The organism is Caulobacter sp. B11 (assembly GCF_002737765.1).
Classification (GTDB): domain Bacteria; phylum Pseudomonadota; class Alphaproteobacteria; order Caulobacterales; family Caulobacteraceae; genus Caulobacter.
The window spans coordinates 1-3,544 of record NZ_PEGG01000214.1; the positions used below are offsets into that span (position 1 = coordinate 1).

General features: G+C 69.0%; 2 protein-coding genes and 2 pseudogenes. All 4 read left to right on the forward strand.

Annotated elements, in window-relative coordinates:
* The coding region (locus CSW58_RS09365) for a 50S ribosomal protein L20 (RefSeq protein WP_143755147.1) at positions 1 to 136 on the forward strand (136 nt) is incomplete at its 5' end.
* 249 nt (positions 137 to 385) lie between these two features.
* Entirely contained in the window at positions 386 to 1,474 is a 1,089-nt protein-coding gene (gene pheS, locus CSW58_RS09370; protein ID WP_099447097.1) for a phenylalanine--tRNA ligase subunit alpha, read from the forward strand.
* A 138-nt stretch (positions 1,475 to 1,612) separates the two neighbouring features.
* Positions 1,613 to 3,076: pseudogene (pheT, locus tag CSW58_RS09375) on the forward strand (phenylalanine--tRNA ligase subunit beta); the annotation flags it as partial.
* Positions 3,027 to 3,544 (forward strand): annotated as a pseudogene (locus CSW58_RS15800) (hypothetical protein); the annotation flags it as partial. The pseudogenes pheT and CSW58_RS15800, both read left to right, overlap by 50 nt.

The following is a 3,544-nucleotide window of genomic DNA, read 5'->3' on the forward strand; positions in this document are numbered from 1 at the left end:
CTACTCGCAGTTTATCCACGGCCTGGACGTGGCGGGTATCGTGATCGACCGTAAGGTCCTCTCGGATATCGCGGGTCAAGACCCCGCCGCGTTCAAGGCCATTGCTGACAAGGTCCGCACCGCCCTGGCCGCCTAAGGTCTTTTTCGGGTCTTCGATCCGATTGCGATCTGAAAAGCCCCCGGTGCGAACCGGGGGGCTTTTTTGCGATCCTCCCCCTGATGGGGGAGGTGTCGGCGAAGCCGACGGAGGGGGAAGCGGACCCCCGGCCTGAGAGACTTCCCCCTCCGGCCCTCCGGGCCACCTCCCCCTCTGGGGGGAGGATCTGATGCGCGCCGCACTCGCCAGTTCCAACGTTCACCAAAACCGCCTAGACGGAACCCCGTCATGACCGATCTCACACTTCTCGAATCCGACGTGCTCGCGCAGGTCGCCGCCGCCGCCGATCTGGCCGCTCTCGACGCCGTGCGCGTCGCCGCCCTGGGCAAGACCGGCTCGATCTCCGGCCTGCTCAAGACCCTGGGGGCGATGAGCCCCGACGAGCGCAAGGAACGCGGCGCGGCGATCAACGTCCTGCGCGACCGCGTGCAGACAGCACTGAACGACCGCAAGGCCTCCCTCGAGACCGCCGCCCTCGACGCGCGCCTGGCCAGCGAGACCCTCGACCTGACCCTGCCGGCCCCCTTTCGCCGCAAGGGCTCGGTCCATCCGACCATGCAGACCATGGACGAGATGGTCGCCATCTTCGCCGAGATGGGCTTCGCGGTGGCGGAGGGTCCCGATATCGACGACGACTTCCACAACTTCACCGCCCTGAACTTCCCGCCCAAACACCCGGCGCGGGAGATGCACGACACCTTCTTCTTCAATCCGCAGACCAACCCCGACGGCTCCGAGGCCGAGCGCATGCTGCTGCGCACCCACACCTCGACGGTGCAGGTGCGGACCATGATGTCGCAGAAGCCGCCGATCCGGATCATCGCCCCGGGCCGCACCTATCGCTGCGACAACGACGCCACCCACACCCCGGTGTTCCACCAGGTCGAGGGCCTGGTGATCGATAAGGGCATCCATATGGGCCACCTGAAATGGACCCTGGAGACCTTCCTGGCGCGGTTCTTCGAGACCGACGCGGTGACCACCCAGTTCCGGCCGCACCACTTCCCGTTCACCGAACCCTCGGCCGAGATGGACGTGCAGTGCGATCGCTCGGGCGGCGAGATCAAGATCGGCCAGGGCACGTCGTGGCTCGAGATCCTGGGCTGCGGCATGGTTCACCCCAATGTCCTGCGCGCCTGCGGCATCGATCCGGACGAGTACCAGGGCTTCGCCTTCGGCATGGGCGTCGACCGGCTGGGCATGCTGAAATACGGCATGCCCGACCTGCGCGACATGTGGTCGTCCGACAGCCGCTGGCTGGCCCATTACGGCTTTAGCGCGTTTGCCGCGCCAAACGCGGCCAGCGGCCTGAGCTGATAGATGCTCCCCCTGATGGGGGAGCTCCCGGCGGAGCCGGGTGAGGGGGACGTTAGCGCCGCAGCGCAGCTACTTCCCCCTCCACCGCTTCGCGGTCCCCCTCCCCCAAGAGGGGGAGGATTTTAGAGAGACCGAACGATGAAATTCACCCTCTCCTGGCTCAAGGATCACCTTGAGACCACCGCCTCCGCCACCGAAGTCGTCGCCGCCATGACCATGGCCGGCCTCGAGGTCGAGCATGTCACCGATCCGGCGACCAAGCTGGCCGCCTTCACGGTCGCCAAGATCGTGGAAGCCGTTCAGCACCCCAACGCCGACCGCCTGCGGGTCTGCCAGGTCGACACCGTCGACGGCATGAAGGAGATCGTCTGCGGCGCGCCCAACGCCCGGGCCGGCCTGACCACCGTCTATGCCCCGATCGGCGCCTATGTGCCCGGCCTGGGCGTGACCCTGGTCGAGAAGCCGGTGCGCGGCGTGGTCTCCAACGGCATGCTGTGCTCGGCCTCCGAACTGGAAGCCGCCAGCGAGAGCGACGGCATCATGGAGCTGCCCGACAGCCTCGCGGTCGGCACGCCCGCCGCTACGGCTCTGGGCCTGGAAGCCGTCATCGACTTCGAGGTCACCCCCAACCGCCCCGACTGGCTGGGCGTGGCCGGCATTGCCCGCGACCTGGCCGCCGCTGGCGTCGGCACGTTGAAGGACCTGTCGATCGCCCCCGTGCCGGGAACCTTCCCCTGCCCAATCGCCATCAAGGTCGACGGCGAGGCCTGCCCGGTGTTCGCCGGCCGGCTGATCAAGGGCGTCAAGAACGGTCCGTCGCCCAAGTGGCTGCAGGATCGCCTGCTGGCCATCGGCCTGCGTCCGATCAGCGCCCTCGTGGATATCACCAACCTGATCAGCTACGACCGCGCCCGGCCGCTGCACGTCTATGACGCGGCCAAGCTGGTCGGAAGCGTCATCGAGGCCCGCCTCGGCCATCACGGCGTCAACGGCGACGAGCACCTGATCGCCCTGGACGGCAAGACCTACGCCCTGACTCCCGAGATGAGCGTGATCGCCGACGCCGACGGCGAGCGCCCGATCGGCCTGGGCGGCGTCATGGGCGGCGAGAGCACCGGTTGCTCGGACGAGACCACCGACGTCTTCGTCGAATGCGCCTGGTTCGAGCCGATCCGCATCGCCCAGACCGGCCGCGCCACCGGCATCAACAGCGACGCCCAGTACCGCTTCGCCCGCACGGTCGACACCGGCTCGGTCGTGCCGGGCCTGGAACTGGCCACCAAGCTGATCCTCGAGCTCTGCGGCGGCGCGCCGTCGGAGATCGTGGTGGCGGGTCAGGCCCCGGCCGCGCCGGTCGGCTTCGCCTTCGAGCCCGACTATGTCGAGCAGTTGTCGGGCCTGGCGGTGACGCCGGAACATACCCAGCGGATCCTGACCGACCTGGGCTTCGACATCGCCCTCGGCTCGCCCTGGACCGTCACCCCGCCGACCTTCCGCCGCGACGTCGAAGGCAAGGCCGACCTGGTCGAGGAAGTGGCCCGCATCGCCGGCTATGGCGCCCTGCCCTCGACGCCCCTGCCCGAGGTTCCCCCGCGCCGTCGGCGGCGTGCTGACCGCCAAGCAGGCCCGCATCCGCGCCGGACGCCGGGCCCTGGCAGCCGCCGGCTATGCCGAGGCCCTGACCTGGAGCTTCACCAACCAGAAGACCGCCGGCCTGTTCGGCGGCGGCGCCGCGCAGCTGGTCCTGGCCAATCCGATCGCCTCGGACCTGGACTGCATGCGCCCCTCCCTGCTGCCCAACCTGATCGAGGCGGCCGGCCGCAATGCGCGCCAGGGCTTCCCCGACGCGGCCCTGTTCGAGATCGGCCCGGTGTTCCACGGCCTGCGTCCGCAGGACCAGCAGACCACGGTCGCCGCCATCCTGGTCCCGCGCCCGCCGCGCGGCTGGGACAAGACCCCGCCGAGGACGTGTTCTCGATCAAGGCCGACCTGCTGGCCCTGCTCGACGAACTGGGCGCCCCGGTCGACAAGCTGCAGACGGCGCAGGGCTCGGCCTCGTCCTGGTGGCAT